16 protein-coding genes and 1 tRNA gene are annotated in these 14,347 nt (G+C 39.1%); 10 read left to right on the top strand and 7 right to left on the bottom strand.

The features are described from left to right. Positions 1–22 precede the first annotated feature (22 nt). The 4 genes from ACTIEV_RS07430 to ACTIEV_RS07415 are packed head-to-tail and all read right to left on the bottom strand — an operon-like array spanning position 23 to position 5,740. A complete protein-coding gene (locus ACTIEV_RS07430) occupies positions 23–2,536 on the bottom strand; it encodes a DNA gyrase/topoisomerase IV subunit A (RefSeq protein WP_322194553.1) in 2,514 nt (837 codons plus the stop codon). 35 nt (positions 2,537–2,571) lie between these two features. Beyond that, positions 2,572–2,943: a hypothetical protein gene (locus ACTIEV_RS07425; protein ID WP_322194555.1), complete on the bottom strand. Its 372-nt coding sequence runs from the start codon at positions 2,941–2,943 to the stop codon at positions 2,572–2,574. Between the two features lie 42 nt (positions 2,944–2,985). Beyond that, complete coding sequence (locus ACTIEV_RS07420; RefSeq protein WP_322194557.1) at positions 2,986–3,828, bottom strand: DUF1835 domain-containing protein; 843 nt, start codon at positions 3,826–3,828, stop codon at positions 2,986–2,988. Positions 3,829–3,850: 22 nt separating this feature from the next. Further along, positions 3,851–5,740 (bottom strand): DNA topoisomerase IV subunit B, encoded by a 1,890-nt coding sequence (locus ACTIEV_RS07415; protein ID WP_322194559.1) that lies wholly within the window; start codon positions 5,738–5,740, stop codon positions 3,851–3,853. 130 nt (positions 5,741–5,870) lie between these two features. Here ACTIEV_RS07415 and ACTIEV_RS07410 point away from each other — a divergent pair, with 130 nt between their 5' ends. Together ACTIEV_RS07410 and ACTIEV_RS07405 are read left to right on the top strand one after the other, a co-directional pair. Next, complete coding sequence (locus ACTIEV_RS07410; protein ID WP_322194561.1) at positions 5,871–6,452, top strand: YkgJ family cysteine cluster protein; 582 nt, start codon at positions 5,871–5,873, stop codon at positions 6,450–6,452. Between the two features lie 83 nt (positions 6,453–6,535). Beyond that, positions 6,536–7,702 carry an exo-beta-N-acetylmuramidase NamZ family protein gene (locus ACTIEV_RS07405; protein WP_322194563.1) on the top strand — a complete coding sequence of 389 codons (1,167 nt, stop codon included), beginning with the start codon at positions 6,536–6,538 and terminating at the stop codon, positions 7,700–7,702. Positions 7,703–7,853: 151 nt separating this feature from the next. On the opposite strand, the gene ACTIEV_RS07400 is transcribed toward ACTIEV_RS07405, so the two are convergent. After that, positions 7,854–8,594, bottom strand: a complete 741-nt coding sequence (locus tag ACTIEV_RS07400) for a tRNA threonylcarbamoyladenosine dehydratase (RefSeq protein ID WP_322194565.1) — start codon at positions 8,592–8,594, stop codon at positions 7,854–7,856. Positions 8,595–8,716: 122 nt separating this feature from the next. Here ACTIEV_RS07400 and ACTIEV_RS07395 point away from each other — a divergent pair, with 122 nt between their 5' ends. From ACTIEV_RS07395 to ACTIEV_RS07385, 3 genes are read left to right on the top strand one after another with little or no spacing between them, the layout of a single operon-like run. Beyond that, entirely contained in the window at positions 8,717–9,766 is a 1,050-nt protein-coding gene (locus ACTIEV_RS07395; protein WP_322194568.1) for a WD40/YVTN/BNR-like repeat-containing protein, read from the top strand. Positions 9,767–9,770: 4 nt separating this feature from the next. Continuing rightward, on the top strand, positions 9,771–9,980 hold the full coding sequence (locus tag ACTIEV_RS07390; RefSeq protein ID WP_322194570.1) for a hypothetical protein: 210 nt from the start codon (positions 9,771–9,773) through the stop codon (positions 9,978–9,980). A 56-nt stretch (positions 9,981–10,036) separates the two neighbouring features. After that, a complete protein-coding gene (locus ACTIEV_RS07385) occupies positions 10,037–10,417 on the top strand; it encodes a DUF3106 domain-containing protein (protein WP_322194572.1) in 381 nt (126 codons plus the stop codon). Positions 10,418–10,489: 72 nt separating this feature from the next. Here ACTIEV_RS07385 and ACTIEV_RS07380 read toward each other — a convergent pair whose 3' ends face one another. Further along, positions 10,490–10,822: a DMT family protein gene (locus ACTIEV_RS07380; RefSeq protein ID WP_322194574.1), complete on the bottom strand. Its 333-nt coding sequence runs from the start codon at positions 10,820–10,822 to the stop codon at positions 10,490–10,492. Positions 10,823–10,953: 131 nt separating this feature from the next. Here ACTIEV_RS07380 and ACTIEV_RS07375 point away from each other — a divergent pair, with 131 nt between their 5' ends. From ACTIEV_RS07375 to aat, 5 genes are all read left to right on the top strand, one after another. Beyond that, positions 10,954–11,244: a hypothetical protein gene (locus ACTIEV_RS07375; RefSeq protein ID WP_322194576.1), complete on the top strand. Its 291-nt coding sequence runs from the start codon at positions 10,954–10,956 to the stop codon at positions 11,242–11,244. 69 nt (positions 11,245–11,313) lie between these two features. After that, positions 11,314–11,388: transfer RNA gene (locus ACTIEV_RS07370), tRNA-Val, on the top strand. 465 nt (positions 11,389–11,853) lie between these two features. Next, positions 11,854–12,567: an endonuclease/exonuclease/phosphatase family protein gene (locus tag ACTIEV_RS07365; protein WP_322194578.1), complete on the top strand. Its 714-nt coding sequence runs from the start codon at positions 11,854–11,856 to the stop codon at positions 12,565–12,567. A 98-nt stretch (positions 12,568–12,665) separates the two neighbouring features. Beyond that, entirely contained in the window at positions 12,666–12,971 is a 306-nt protein-coding gene (locus tag ACTIEV_RS07360; protein WP_322194580.1) for an ATP-dependent Clp protease adaptor ClpS, read from the top strand. Positions 12,972–13,083: 112 nt separating this feature from the next. After that, positions 13,084–13,728, top strand: a complete 645-nt coding sequence (gene aat, locus ACTIEV_RS07355; protein WP_322194582.1) for a leucyl/phenylalanyl-tRNA--protein transferase — start codon at positions 13,084–13,086, stop codon at positions 13,726–13,728. Here the strand turns inward: aat and ACTIEV_RS07350 are convergent. Next, positions 13,725–14,342: a DUF4294 domain-containing protein gene (locus tag ACTIEV_RS07350; RefSeq protein ID WP_322194584.1), complete on the bottom strand. Its 618-nt coding sequence runs from the start codon at positions 14,340–14,342 to the stop codon at positions 13,725–13,727. The two genes, aat and ACTIEV_RS07350, sit on opposite strands and share 4 nt — an antisense overlap. Positions 14,343–14,347: the final 5 nt, after the last annotated feature.

The raw sequence follows: 14,347 nt of genomic DNA, 5'->3' as shown, positions 1-14,347 counted from the left end.
CTTTTAGCGTATGGCTAATAGCCTAAAACAACTCCGGCATCGGGTTATCATCTTTGGGTCTTTGCTCCCATTCCATTTCAATGCTTTTGTTGAAGTCTGTCAGCTTTGCCCCTACTGCTTTCCAGCCCATCACTTCTACCATTTTGGCCACTTTGAATTTTGCTTTACGCACTTGTGCACCCCTACCTGTTTGTACTACAAGTATAGGTTCATCATCTGTTGTAACAGCTTCAAGTCTGTTACCATCTCCTTCTTTAATGAATAAGAACTGTGTTTTCAGCGTGCTGGTTTCAATCTTGAAACGTTTGATGTTGAATTGTCCTTTATCATTATCCAGGTATACAGCAGTAATGATTTTATTCGGATCAAATTTTTCGATCAGGGTTACTTTTTCCGGATCAAAACGCTGGGTCATTTCTGTATCTGTCAATTCATAACTACCGTCATTGTAGATAACCAGTAGTTTCTCATCTTCAAAACTTCCCAGGTATTGCCCCTTTTCTTCGGTATTCAATCTGCCAAACTTATCATCAAACCATAATTTCACGCCTGCCAAAGTGCTCTTACCCGCTTCTTTCAGTTTCACTGTTTTAATAGGATACTTCGTCACCTGGTTACCCATACTACTTCTTCCTTTGATCTCTAATTCTTCAAAATAAAAATCAAATTCTTTATTGCGGGCTGTACAATTTGGACTCAATACCACTTTCACTACTTCTGCTTCACCATTGGGATTGGCGGTGAAATAATGGACCTTACTTTTATCAGCTCCTTTGGTGAGATCATATTCTTTGTCTCGTGTTACGCCTGTTACATTGAAACGTTTGGCATAACTGGTTCCGCTGGCGCCATCCAAATAAATCATATTATAGGTCGTACGCTCGTCATTTTTTCTAAAAACAGCAGCATGAAGAATGTCCTTCCCTACAAATACCTTATCAGATACTTTCACCACTTTCATGGTGCCTGATTTAGTAAATGCAATGATATCATCGTAATCAGAACAATCACACAAAAATTCATCCTTCTTCAAAGAAGTCCCAATAAATCCTTCTGCTCGATTCAGGTATAATTTGGTATTGGCAATTGCTACTTGTTTCACCTGAATGGTATCAAACTCCTTGATCTCTGTTTTTCTTTCTCTGCCCTTACCAAATTTTTTGAGTAAGTTTTCAAAATAGGCAACAGCAAAATCAGTCAAATGCTCTAAATCAAATTTTACTTGTTTGATCTCTGCCTCTATTCCTTTGATCTGCTCGTTGAGTTCATTGATATCCAGACGATAAATTCTACGAACAGGTTTTTCTGTTAGTTTTAAAATATCTTCTCTTCCTATCGCACGTTTGAGTTTTTTCCTGAATGGCTCAAAAGCTTTACTGATGGCCTCTATCACCAAGTCCCAAGTAGCATGCTTCTGTTCAAGCTCTTTGTATATCTTTTCTTCAAAGAAGATTTTTTCCAACGAAGTATAATGCCATTTGTCTTCCAACTCTGCCAGTCTGATCTCTAATTCTCTTCCTAGTAATGTCTTTGTATTATCAGCAGATACTTTTAACAATTCATGTACCCCTAAGAATTGCGGCTTTTGCTCTACTACTACACATGCATTGGGAGAAATACTTACTTCACAATCAGTAAACGCATACAAAGCATCAATGGTGATATCTGTAGAAATACCAGCAGCAAGATCAATATGAATTTCTACTTCCTGTGCTGTAACATCTGTTACTTTTTTGATCTTGATCTTACCTTGGTCATTCGCTTTGGTGATGCTTTCCATCAATTGGGTAGTCGTAACACCAAAAGGCACATCCCGTATCACCAGTGTTTTTTTATCCAACTCCTCAATATGCGCTCGTACACGAACTTTTCCACCTCTTTTCCCTTCATTATAGTTAGACACATCAATCATACCTCCTGTTTGAAAATCGGGATAGATCTCAAACTTTTTGCCTTTCAGGTATTTGATAGAAGCGTCAATCAACTCACAGAAATTATGAGGAAGAATTTTAGTAGATAAACCCACCGCAATACCATCGGCACCCTGAGCCAATAGTAATGGAAATTTCATTGGCAAAGTAATAGGCTCATTCTTCCTACCATCATAACTCAATTGCCAATGTGTGGTTTTATGATTGAATGCTACTTCGAGTGCAAATTTAGACAAGCGCGCTTCAATATACCTTGAAGCGGCTGCTTCATCGCCTGTTCTTACATCTCCCCAGTTACCTTGTGTTTCAATCAGCAAATCTTTTTGTCCAAGATTCACCAATGCATCACCAATACTCGCATCTCCATGTGGATGGTACTGCATACTTTGTCCGATGATATTGGCCACTTTGTTAAAGCGTCCATCATCCATTTCTTTCATCGCATGTAATATCCTGCGTTGAACGGGTTTTAAACCATCTTCAATTGCAGGAATCGCTCTTTCCAATATTACATAGGAAGCATAATCCAGAAACCAGTTCCGGTATTGTCCCTGTACACCTGATTGATTTTCAAAAACCCTGTTGGGTTGTTTTTCCTTCGCCATCTTCTCGTCATTTGTTGTTGGTGTATCCTTACACCCTATTTCTCAATTCTGAATGTATCGTCTTTTGCATCTTCTAATCCATTCAATTCAAACATGATGATATCCGTATCCGCAATTACTTCATGCCATGCCCATGGTTGAATGAATATTTTAGCCGGTGCTTTTACTTGAATAGAACCTTTCGCATCGCCTTGTACATCAAACCAGTTTACAGTTGCCTCTCCCTGCATCAATATTAACTGCTCAGGATTTTTAGTGGGTGCTGTACCCTTATGGTAATGCCTGCCACTGATACTACCCTTTCTCCGGTAAGCAATGATAAATTGTCCGGTTCTGTCTGTGTCGAAATAATGCGTAGCCCCTCTTTCATCTTCTCCAATCTTATCTACGCTGATGATCTCTACCATGTGTGCCGTTTGATTTTAAATCTGATATTTCCTACTGTATTTTTATTCCGCTACTTCTACACTTGTGTCCTGACTCTTGCCCCCTTGTATCTTCACACTAATGTCTTTCCAAGATTTATTCCAGTCACCAATAGCTTCTAATTTTCCTTCCTGAATCAGTTCCCTAATACGCCATACCAAAAAAACATCCCCTGTCTTCACTTTCATCTTACTCAAAGTATTCGTTAATATCTTACTCAGTTTTTGCGGCTCTGAGTTGATATGTGTAAGAATATCCTTATCAAAAAAATTTACTTCTTTACCAATGATCTTTTTACCGCCTTCTAAAAAACGCACCATGGCTGATTCCTGACAATGTTTTTTCCATTCATCCGGATCTACTTCAAACTCACTGAGCGTAATAGGTCTGGACAATTTTTTGGCTTTCAAGAATTCCTTCGGTTGAATTTCATGCAGATAGGATGGATAAAATATTTGTCCCTTTTCATTGATAAAGGGAAGATTATTGAGGTATAAAACCTGTACCCTTCCTTGATAGTCTTTCAACTGACTCATCAACCAATAATACCCACAAACATCATGAGCATTTTGAGCCATCCATATCCAAACTTCTGTATCAGGTTCTTCATCCAACTGTTTCAATAAATGATGTACAGTTAATTTATCATCTACCAAATCTAGTTGTTCGGTATAAGGAGAAAATTCGAGCAAACTTTTCCACCAATCGCGACGTAGTTGGTAACCTTCGGTTGCATAAATATCACCTAACGGACCTACCGCATAATCATCTTTAATTTCAAGAATGGTTCCTTGAATGGTTTCATCCAATTCTATGGCTTGTTGTAATACTGCTATGTTCGCAGTTTCGAAAACAATATGAATCATCTTACGCTATTTAATACTTTGATCAGTTGGCTGCTACCTCCAGATCCAATTCTACTTTTAGGTTGTTGATAATAAAATCCTGTCTTTCCATGGTATTCTTACCCATGTAATATTCCAATAATTGTTGAATATGATCGCCTTGTTCCAATATCACCGGCTGAACACGCATTTCTGCGCCAATGAATCTTCCGAATTCTTCCGGAGAAATCTCTCCTAACCCTTTGAATCGTGTAATCTCCGGCTTACCTCCTAGTTTTTGAATAGCAGCCTGTTTTTCTGATTCATCGTAACAATAAATGGTTTCCTGTTTATTTCTCACACGGAACAAAGGTGTTTCCAAAATGTATACATGTCCACGTTTAACAAGATCAGGAAAGAACTGAAGGAAGAAAGTCATCATCAGCAAACGGATATGCATTCCATCCACGTCTGCATCCGTTGCAATGACAATATTATTGTAACGCAATCCTTCCATTCCATCTTCAATATTCAGTGCATGTTGCAATAAATTGAATTCTTCATTTTCATACACCACTTTTTTCGTAAGTCCGAAAGCGTTCAATGGCTTACCACGTAAACTAAACACTGCTTGTGTATCTACACTTCTAGATTTTGTAATACTTCCACTGGCACTATCCCCTTCGGTAATAAAAATGGTTGAATTCTTTTGCAAGGCGATGAACTCTTCTTTATTCTTAGCAGGTAAATCATCATTCAAATGCACCCTGCAATCTCTTAGCTTTTTATTATGCAGATTGGCTTTCTTCGCTCTTTCATTGGCTAATTTTTTAATTCCAGCCAGTTCCTTTCTTTCTCGTTCACTTTGTTCAATACGTTTACGAAGGGCTTCCGCTACGGTTGGATTTCTATGGAGATAGTTATCCAATTCTTTCGCCAAAAATTCTTCCACAAATTTTTTCATGGACGGACCACCTTCAGAAACATTCTGAGAGCCCAATTTGGTTTTGGTCTGACTTTCAAATACCGGCTCTTGTACACGTACAGAAATGGCGGCTACGATACTACCACGAATATCAGAAGCATCATAATCTTTCTTATAAAAATCACGGATTACTTTAATATAGGCCTCTCTAAATGCCTGTTGATGGGTTCCACCTTGTGTGGTATACTGTCCATTCACAAAGGAGAAAATATCTTCCCCGTAATCATTATTGTGAGAAATGGCCACTTCAATATCATCGCCTTTCAAATGAATGATGGGATAACGGAGTTCGTCTGCATTGGTTTTTCTTTCCAACAGATCCAGCAATCCGTTTTTACTCACATACTTTTTTCCATTAAAATGAATAGATAGTCCCGCATTCAGATAGCAATAATTCCATAGTTGGCTATCGAGGTATTCATGAATAAAATGAAAATTGCGAAAGACTGTTTCATCGGGAATAAAAGATACAAGCGTTCCATTGGGCTCACTTGTTTTTTGTTCCTTGTAATCTTTTACCAATACACCTCTTTCAAATTCAGCTGTTTTTTCTTTCCCATCACGGTGAGAAGTGACTTTGAAATACTGACTCAATGCATTTACCGCTTTGGTACCTACTCCATTCAGACCTACACTTTTTTGAAAGGCTTTACTATCGTATTTAGCACCTGTATTGATCTTACTCACCACATCCACTACTTTACCCAACGGAATACCTCGACCATAATCGCGGATGTTTACCTGTTTACCTTCGATGGTAATCTCCACTTGTTTCCCAAATCCCATGGTATGTTCATCGATACAGTTGTCGATCACTTCTTTAATCAATACATAGATACCATCGTCTGTAGCGGAACCATCGCCCAGTTTACCGATATACATCCCCGGTCTGAGTCGAATATGCTCACGCCAGTCTAAAGACCGTATCGATTCTTCATTGTATTCATTCAAATTTTTCTGTTCTGCCATAAGTCTTCATTTTTATAGAAACTCCTTCACCTTTTTTCTGCTCTCCAACCCGCAAATCTAACCACCTGTACACCCGACACAATTTTTCTTTTCTACAAATGCCGTTTTCATGTGGATAAAACACAAAAAAATGTTGATTTTACCATTTTCAGCCCCTTCTACCTACCTTTATCGCATCAATTTCCTTCAAAAACAACCCATCCGGGATCTGGAACAGATCGCTATTCTTGCCGCTGAGCGACTCGAGGAGAATGATCGATTTGCCCGTCAGGTAAAATCGAACATACCGGAACAAATGGATGCGGTAGCAAATCGACTCAATCGTTCTATAGAAAAGCAAATAGATTGTACTGTTTGCGGCAATTGTTGCAAGAGTCTAATGATCAATGTTTCTGAATCAGAAGCAGATACACTTTCTGCACATTTGGAAGTTTCCAGAGCTTCTTTTGATGAAACTTATCTTGAGAAAGGGAATAACGGCATGATGTTAATGAATGCCATTCCCTGTACTTTTCTCGAAGCCAATCGCTGTAATGTCTATGAACACCGCTTTGAAGGCTGTCGTGAGTTCCCCGCCATGCATTTACCGGGATTTTCCAAAAGACTGTTCACCACCCTCATGCACTACGGACGCTGTCCGATCATTTTTAATATTGTGGAAGAGATGAAGAATGAGATGGGGTTTGTGAGAGAAGTCAAAAGTCCAAAGTGAAAAGTCAAAAGAATATTTCACTTTTCACCTTTCACTCCACTTCTTCATTTTTGATTTTTTACTTTTTACTTTTGAATTCTCCTATGCTACAATTCGGAATCGATCATCTGCTTCAACTAAACCCTTCTTGGAAACAATCGCGCATTGGCATGATCACTAATGAAGCGGCTCGAACACATGATGGAATTGCTTCCAGAAAGGCTTTATTGGAAAATGGCTTTCATATTACGATGTTGTTTTCACCTGAACATGGTTTGGATGTGAAAGGTGCTGATGGACATGCCATGAGCGATGGAACAGATATCCTTACCGGTTTACCTGTGATCAGCTTGTATGGTGAAAGATTGGCGCCGGAGGCAGTTCATTTAGACAAGATAGATATTTTACTGTTTGATGTACCCGATTTAGGAAGTCGCTTTTACACATATCTGTGGACACTTACGCATGTAATGGAAGCCGCTGCAAAATCTCAAAAAACATTGATCATCTTAGATCGCCCCAATCCTATTTCCGGAATACTGGAATTGGCGGAAGGTCCGTTTTTAGATGAAGTCAATGGTTCTTTTATTGGGAGATGGGAAATGCCTATCAGGCATAGCTTAACATTGGGTGAGTTGGCGATATATTTTAATACAGTAAAAGAAATTGGAGCTACCCTTGAGATCATACGTTGTAAAGGTTGGAATAGAGAACAGTTTCAACCGGAATGGAAACTTCCATTCGTAGCTACATCGCCAGCTATACAATCATTTGATGCAATGTTGTTATATCCGGGTCTTTGTTTGTTAGAAGCTACAAATCTTTCTGAAGGAAGGGGCACTCCTTATAGTTTTACCGCTATTGGAGCACCCTGGTTACATGCTGAACGAGTAGCGAGTATGCTGAATGATATTTCCGGAGGAGAATGCAGCGCGCAAGCCATTACATTCACACCCGAGCATAGTAAATTCAAAGGGATGCTTTGTGAGGCAGTTCAATTAAAAGTACATGACAACATCAGTTTTCAATCGGTAATAACCGGGATGATCGCTATCAAACTCATTAAAACTCTACATCCTGATCAATTTGAATGGGATATTTATCCAACCAGTGTTAACCCAAGCGGGAAAAATCATTTAGATAAATTAACCGGCATCACAAATAGTCAGCAACTATTCGATCTCCCTTTCCCCGCTTTCATCACCGCTATCACCAAGCACACGAATACAAGAGCCTGGAAAGAAATGGTGCGAGCAGCGATCATTTACTGATGTCTGATGTCTGATGTCGGATATCAGATAGCAGATGTAAGATTTATGGTATTAGGTCTTTTATGTCAGGATTAATAGAAAAAAAGGTCCATCCCAAATCAGAAATCAGACATCCGAAATCATACATCTGAGATCTGCCATCTACCATCACCTATTCGCTATTCCCATCCGACACACCGTACAGGTCTCTAATCACCACACTGGCAGCAACACAACCAAAGATAGCCGGCATATAACTGATGGTGCCGATGATGGATTTTTTGGGGTAGGCTTTTTCTGTTTCGATGATTCTACTCTGGTCAGCTCTTTCGGGACTGAATACCACTTTTAATCCTTTGTAGATACCGAATCCATGTAGTTTTTTACGAACATATTTTGCGAGGTTACATTGATGTGTTTTTGAAATATCTGTCACCATCACTTGCGAGGGATCTACTTTGCCACCTGCGCCTAAAGAAGTAACAATCGGAATACCGCGATCAATACAAGCTTTGATGAAATATACTTTGGGAGAAAGTGTATCAATACAATCTACCGCATAATCAAATTTGCCTTGATCTAAAATTTCATTGGTGCGTTCGTCACGAATAAATTCAGTTAAGACAGTGAGATCAAGATCAGGATTGATATCTTTCAATCGATCTGCCATTACTTCTGCTTTCAATTTTCCTGCCTTGGAGTGTAAAGCCGGCATCTGACGGTTACAATTACTCAAATCCACTGTATCCGCATCAACGATCGTCATCTTACCCACCCCGGCACGAGCAATCATTTCTGCGCAAATACCACCCACACCACCTAGTCCAACCACCAGTACATTTTTCGTCATTAATCTTTCAATCGGTTCATCACCCAATAAAAGTTGCGTCCGACTCATCCAATATGGTATCATGTGATCTTTGATTTTTTGTCCGAAGGACCCCTTCGGGGATTTCTTGATTTCTTTCTTGTTCCCTGTTTCTTGTTCCCTGTTTCTTATTTCCGTTATCTTCAGACTACAAAAATGTAGCAGCTATGCGGTTTTATAAAATAATTGTTGGTGGCTTCTTCCTTTTTTGCGTCCATTTGGGTAAGGCACAACAAGTTCAGGTATTGGAATCGGGTAAAAAGGTAAGTTTTAGGGGGTTAAGTGTAGTGAATGACGAGGTATTTTGGGCGAGTGGTAGTAATGGGGCTGTTGTAAGATCTACCGATGGAGGCAAAACGATACACTGGATTCCTGTTCCCGGTTATGAGAAAAGGGATTTCCGTGATATCGAAGCTTTTAATGCAGATACTGCTGTAATCATGGCAATCGCAGAGCCGGCTGTTATTTTGAAAACAACCGATGGCGGTAAAAACTGGAGAAAAGTATTCGAGGATACCACCAAAGGAATGTTTTTGGACGCGATGGATCTATACGCAGACAATAAAAAAATGATCGTTGTTGGTGATCCGATTCATGGAAAATTATTTGCTGCTATATCATGGAATGGTGGTGATCTTTGGGAACAAATGCCCGCTTCCAATCGTCAAAAAGATGTACGCATAGTAGCTGATACCGAAGCAATGTTTGCATCCAGTGGAACGAATGTAAAATTGATCAACGAAAAAGATTTCGGCACGAATACGCTTTTGGTTACAGGAGGTAGCAAAGCAAGATTGAAGGACCTGTATCGGAATACATTCAACGATTCTCTTCCTATGATGCAAGGTGGCACATCAACAGGTGCTAACTCCATCGATTATTGGAGTGCAACAAAATCAGCCGTGATTGTGGGTGGCGATTTTGCAAAAGATACCATTGCTTCGGATAACTGTGTGTTGGTAAACTTCAAAAAAGGGAAACCTGTCTTTTCCAAGCCATCAGTTCCTCCTCATGGCTATCGTTCTTGTGTTATTTATCTCAATGAAAAAGAACTGGTCACTTGTGGAATATCCGGGATTGATATTTCAAGTGATGGCGGACGAACCTGGACATTGATTTCGAAAGAAAGTTTTCATGTGGTACAAAAAGCAAGAACCGGTAAAGCCATTTTTCTTGCCGGAGGAAATGGTAGAATTGCACGATTGATCTTACCTTAATGATATGAATACACACAAAAAGAAATGGTTATTCCTAGCACCTATCGGATTGGTATTAGTGGGCGCCGGATTATCGATGGCCATCGATGCAGGGTCCGTGAAAGCCAATGGTGGTAACTGGTTTTGGTATGGCACTGCTGCGCTCATAGTTTTTAACAGTGGGCTTTGCATTTTTGGTACTGCCATCATAGAAAAAGTTAAAAGCCTGAAATAATTGCGATTGCATTAAACCCGTCTCCATCGTTCATGTCTTATCAAAAACATAAAGACATGAAAAAGACCTTTCTCATTTGTATGGCAGCATTGTTTTGCATCGCCATTCAAACCAATACCGCTACAGCACAAACCAAAGAAGAAGTTAAAGAAAGAATTCGTCAGCGTACGGATAGTCTAACGCCTGAACAAAAAGCAAGGTTATACGAAAGAAGAAAACAGGGACGACATGAACTGTCACCTGAGCGGAAAGAAGCCATGAGAGCCCGTTATGATAGTCTTTCGCCTGAACAGAAAAAAGCAATGCGTGAAAATATACGTAAGCGCTATGATGAATTAACCCCGGAACAAAAAGCACAAATTAAAGAACGAGCCAAGCATAGATCAGATAGTTTACACCCCGGTCAAAGAAGAATGTTGAAACGTAAAATTGGGTAAGCTGAAAGCATTGAAGATTCATTGTTGTTTTTTTGGGATATCGGAAAGGAGTACTGTCTAGTTCAGTACTCCTTATTTTTTAAAAGCAAAATACACAGCCCCAAGAATGAACAAGGAACTGATCAGGTATTTGGTTTGAAAAGGTTCTTTTAGATAAAAGACTGCAAATATGGTAAACACAAGCAGCGTTATGATTTCCTGAGTAATCTTTAATTGAAAGCCCGAGAATCCGTTGGCATATCCTGCACGATTGGCAGGTACCATTAAACAGTATTCAAAAAAAGCGATACCCCAACTGATGGCAATGGCTTTCCATAATGGCATTCCTTGTTGTTTCAGGTGCCCATACCAGGCAAAAGTCATAAAGACATTAGAGACCAATAACAAAAGAATGGTTTTGATCATATAGGTTCATTTTGAATGTGGCAGTAAATAACTGCAATATCAGCAGTAAAACAAAATCGGAGTTGTCAGATTGCCACTGAAATAAAATCAGCACGGATATTGTACTCGTATATCCAATAAAACAGGCAAGTATGAAAAAGTTTCAGGCGATCATTAAGTTTCAGATGGATGATGATTTTATGTCGCTGGTTCCACCCCATCGTACTTATGTGAATTTCTTACTAAATAAAGGAATCATCGACAGCTATGCCGTGAGTATGGAAAGTCAGACCTGCTGGATTACCTTGAATACAGAGACCAAAGAAGCTGCAGACCAACTATTGGTGAAATCTCCCTTATACAAATACTGGACTTATGAGATTGAGGAATTGTTTGTGTATGATAGTCAGCACTATCGCTTACCCGCCTTGCAGTTGAACTAATTTTAAAAAATCTCAAAACTTTTTTTGGCAGTAATGTTTCAGACCCTATTTTTGCACTCCTAACAAAACGGGAGCATAGCTCAGTTGGTTTAGAGCATCTGCCTTACAAGCAGAGGGTCCGCGGTTCGAACCCGTGTGCTCCCACAGAATAAAGAAAGGCCATTCACTTCATGTGGATGGTTTTTTTATGCATTTAGGAGTGTTCAGACTAACAATAACACTACATCAATTATTAAGCTCAGTTGATTTAGTGCATCCCGACCTTAGTCGGGAGGGTCCGCGGTTCGAACCCGTGTGCTCCCACAGAATAAAGAAAGGCCATTCACTTCATGTGGATGGTTTTTTTATGCATTTAGGAGTGTTCAGACTAACAATAACACTACATCAATTATTAAGCTCAGTTGATTTAGTGCATCCCGACCTTAGTCGGGAGGGTCCGCGGTTCGAACCCGTGTGCTCCCACAGACAAAGCCTCAATTATTTCATTGAGGCTTTTCTTTTTTTCCCATTATGCCTGCCTTTATATACACGAATTGCATTCTAAAAATTCTATATATTTTAAATATATTGCTATTACAGAAACTTCATTTCTTATAATACTCTATTTAAATGAAAATAGTTACTTGGAATTGTAATGGGGCTTTAAGAAATAAGATAGAAACATTATCTGCATTTGATGCAGACCTATACTTAATCCAAGAATGCGAAAACCCAGAACTTTCTATTAATAAATCATACAAAGACTGGGCTTCAAATTTTTTGTGGAGGGGAGATAATAAAAACAAAGGAATCGGAATTTTTGCAAAAAAAGATACAACGATTGAGGCAATTGATTGGCCGGATAATTATAAGGATAATAAAGTACGACATTTTTTGCCGTGTATGGTAAATAATGACTTTCAGTTAGTAAACATTTGGACAAGTCAAAACAAGTCCCCAAACTTCGGATACATAGGGCAACTTTGGAAATACATTGAGCTGAACAAAGAAAATTTCAAGAAAATAATTTTGGCAGGCGACTTTAATAGCAACTCAATATGGGATCAATGGGATAGATGGTGGAACCATACAGATGTTGTTAATGATTTATACAAAATGGATATTCATAGCCTTTATCACACCTATTTTAAAGAACAACAAGGAAAGGAAACACGTCCAACCTTTTTCTTACAACGAAACATAATGAAACCATATCATATTGACTACGCTTTTGCTTCTAAAGCATTGAAAACAAATATGCGTCAATTTAAAATTGGCGATAAAAAAAAGTGGCTACGTTATAGTGATCACCTCCCTTTATTCTTTGAAATAGAAAATTTATAATTAGATAAAGAGTGGCTACTTTCTAGAAAATGATAACTGGTAAGGAATCCTCATTTGTGTTCTCTGCAGAACCCAATTGAACTCCTTAAATTTGCAAAATGATCCCTTTCTCAAATAGCACCTCCCCACGTCCATGGGAATCACAAGATGAAGATGTATTGGTAGAAACCACTACTCCTTATCAACTGATCGTATGGAACGATGAAGTGAACACATTTGAATGGGTGATTGAAACCCTCATGGAAGTGTGTGGACATTCACATGAACAAGCAGAGCAAAGTGCCCTCATCATTCATTTTCAAGGAAAATATGCGGTAAAAAAGGGCAGCTACGAAACCCTCAAACCCATGTGCGACGCCATTACAGACCGTGGTATTGGCGCGACGATTGAAAATATGAAATAAGGAATATGAAATAAGAAACAGAGAAAGTATTTTGAAATTACTCCTCATTTGATTTGCTTCATTTGATTATTAGCTAATTTCATTTCATATTCCTTATTTCACATTCTTCTCCATGCCTTTACATGCACTCACTTCTTCCCTTTGGTTTCCTCCCGTAACAGATGCATTGGAAGACGGATTATTGGCCATGGGTGGAGATGTTTCCGTAGAAAGACTCTTATTAGCTTATCGAAACGGTATCTTCCCTTGGTATGATGATACTATTCCATTATGGTGGAGTCCCGATCCCAGATTTGTATTGATACCGGAAGAGCTGAAAGTGAGCAAAAGCATGCAACAGATCATCAAAAAGAAAACTTTCACATTCAAAGTCAATACTGATTTTAATCAGGTCATTCATCATTGTCAATCGCTCAACAGAAAAGGTCAAGATGGCACTTGGATCACAGAAGAACTAAAAGAATCGTTTATTGAATTGCATGGTCTCGGTCATGCACATTCCGCCGAAGCATGGATGAACAATGAATTGGTAGGTGGATTGTATGGTATTAAAATGGGGCCTTTCTTTTTTGGAGAAAGCATGTTCAGCAAAGCCAGCAATGCCAGCAAATTTGCATTCATTCATTGGGTCAGACAACTACAACAAGAAGGAGTAATACTGATCGATTGCCAGGTTTATACGGAACATCTGGAAAGTCTAGGAGCAACGATGATACCCAGAAAAGAATTTATTAGTTTGTTGAACACACATCTTTAACCGCGATAACCATACATCACTTCAACATCACGAACAATCGTTTCCATATCCCGGTCTTTATTGTATGGATCGTAATTTTGTTTCAGGTTACTGCCAAATACAACAGCTATGGTTTGCCAAAATGCCGCATTAAAGCCTCCTTTATACTCCTGAATGATCTCATAACAATTATTACCGGTTTGACGATAGATCAACTTCATCAAAACCTTTCCCTGATACACAGATAGTTTGGTGAGTTTGTCAGCAAATTCCTTTTTCAATTCTTTTTCTCTTGATTTGATGATCGCCCGTCTTTTTTGTTTATCAGACACATTCACCAATCTGGCATTGATCTCATTCATCACTTTACTGGCTGCCATCGCATATGGATAGGTAACATAAACGGCATTACGCAAACGTGTCCATTCAGCCCAGTGTCGTTTCCATTTACCTGTTAATTTTCCAATGACTTCTACAGGAGGTAATATACTTTCAGGGATGGTGTCTCCTTCCGGGGTGATATATGCATATACACGAACCGTATCATAAGGACCACGCTCTTGTGCAGAAAGGGCAATACTAGTCATTACAATGACCAGCATACTCAGTATGATATGTTTGCCAGGGAAGCGCATTACTT

This window comes from Sediminibacterium sp. (genome assembly GCF_051861365.1).
In the GTDB taxonomy this organism is placed as follows: domain Bacteria; phylum Bacteroidota; class Bacteroidia; order Chitinophagales; family Chitinophagaceae; genus Sediminibacterium.
This window is presented reverse-complemented; position numbering and strand designations above follow the sequence as displayed.

Excerpts from the sequence above, each read along its gene's own strand:
- ACTIEV_RS07375 (WP_322194576.1), top strand. The coding sequence starts at position 10,954 with ATGAAAAAGTTTCAGGCGATCATTAAGTTTCAGATGGATGATGATTTT.
- ACTIEV_RS07415 (WP_322194559.1), bottom strand. The coding sequence starts at position 5,740 with ATGGCAGAACAGAAAAATTTGAATGAATACAATGAAGAATCGATACGG.
- ACTIEV_RS07360 (WP_322194580.1), top strand. The coding sequence starts at position 12,666 with ATGATCCCTTTCTCAAATAGCACCTCCCCACGTCCATGGGAATCACAA.
- ACTIEV_RS07395 (WP_322194568.1), top strand. The coding sequence starts at position 8,717 with ATGCGGTTTTATAAAATAATTGTTGGTGGCTTCTTCCTTTTTTGCGTC.
- ACTIEV_RS07405 (WP_322194563.1), top strand. The coding sequence starts at position 6,536 with ATGCTACAATTCGGAATCGATCATCTGCTTCAACTAAACCCTTCTTGG.
- ACTIEV_RS07430 (WP_322194553.1), bottom strand. The coding sequence starts at position 2,536 with ATGGCGAAGGAAAAACAACCCAACAGGGTTTTTGAAAATCAATCAGGT.
- aat (WP_322194582.1), top strand. The coding sequence starts at position 13,084 with ATGCCTTTACATGCACTCACTTCTTCCCTTTGGTTTCCTCCCGTAACA.
- ACTIEV_RS07390 (WP_322194570.1), top strand. The coding sequence starts at position 9,771 with ATGAATACACACAAAAAGAAATGGTTATTCCTAGCACCTATCGGATTG.
- ACTIEV_RS07380 (WP_322194574.1), bottom strand. The coding sequence starts at position 10,822 with ATGATCAAAACCATTCTTTTGTTATTGGTCTCTAATGTCTTTATGACT.
- ACTIEV_RS07350 (WP_322194584.1), bottom strand. The coding sequence starts at position 14,342 with ATGCGCTTCCCTGGCAAACATATCATACTGAGTATGCTGGTCATTGTA.
- ACTIEV_RS07420 (WP_322194557.1), bottom strand. The coding sequence starts at position 3,828 with ATGATTCATATTGTTTTCGAAACTGCGAACATAGCAGTATTACAACAA.
- ACTIEV_RS07410 (WP_322194561.1), top strand. The coding sequence starts at position 5,871 with ATGTTGATTTTACCATTTTCAGCCCCTTCTACCTACCTTTATCGCATC.
- ACTIEV_RS07365 (WP_322194578.1), top strand. The coding sequence starts at position 11,854 with ATGAAAATAGTTACTTGGAATTGTAATGGGGCTTTAAGAAATAAGATA.
- ACTIEV_RS07385 (WP_322194572.1), top strand. The coding sequence starts at position 10,037 with ATGAAAAAGACCTTTCTCATTTGTATGGCAGCATTGTTTTGCATCGCC.
- ACTIEV_RS07425 (WP_322194555.1), bottom strand. The coding sequence starts at position 2,943 with ATGGTAGAGATCATCAGCGTAGATAAGATTGGAGAAGATGAAAGAGGG.
- ACTIEV_RS07400 (WP_322194565.1), bottom strand. The coding sequence starts at position 8,594 with ATGATACCATATTGGATGAGTCGGACGCAACTTTTATTGGGTGATGAA.